This window comes from Bacillus sp. JJ783 (assembly GCF_036963225.1).
In the GTDB taxonomy this organism is placed as follows: domain Bacteria; phylum Bacillota; class Bacilli; order Bacillales; family Bacillaceae_G; genus Bacillus_A; species Bacillus_A cereus_U.
Genome location: NZ_JBALMG010000121.1, coordinates 1 through 619 on the forward strand (window position 1 = coordinate 1; position 619 = coordinate 619).

Consider the following 619-nt stretch of genomic DNA (forward strand, 5'->3'; position numbering starts at 1 on the left):
CCAATATATATTATTTATTCACTTTATATTTCTATATTATTATTGAAAATCCATTTATTTTAAAGGAAATATACTACTGTAAGTACAACTTATTTTTATATTGTATGGAGATATCATTCTTAATATAAAAAATAAGTTCTTATCGTTAAAGTTAATGGGTAGTACTCAATATAAATAATTTCAAAATAAATATTTATTCTATTACAATTGTTCGAAATCTCAGCTCAATTCGTATATCATTTAATATTTTAATATAGTTATTACAATTTTATTTGAGTTATGGTATATTAAAATTTGCATTTATAAAATCTTACATAACAAGGAGAATTTAAGTGGATAATTTATTATTAAAGAACGATTTATCATCAGAACAATTGGCACTTGTAAACTCAGAATTTGAAAAAAATAAAAAATCAAAAGGGCTTGCTTACTTAATTTGGTTTTTCCTAGGAGGGCTTGGAGGTCATCGCTATTATGCACGTGATTTCGGTATGGCTATCGCAATGACTTTAACACTGGGTGGGCTTGGTATTTGGGCTTTAATCGATGTATTCTTTATTGGAAGTCGTATTGGTAAGAAAAATGAAGAGTTAGAACGTGATATTATTTTAAAAGTAAA

Annotated in this window: 1 protein-coding gene; it reads left to right on the top strand. The window is 25.4% G+C overall.

Translation table 11 applies throughout. From position 1 onward, the window contains the following. Positions 1-332 precede the first annotated feature (332 nt). On the top strand, positions 333-619 hold a 287-nt coding region (locus V7038_RS23105; protein WP_335695672.1), incomplete at its 3' end, for a TM2 domain-containing protein.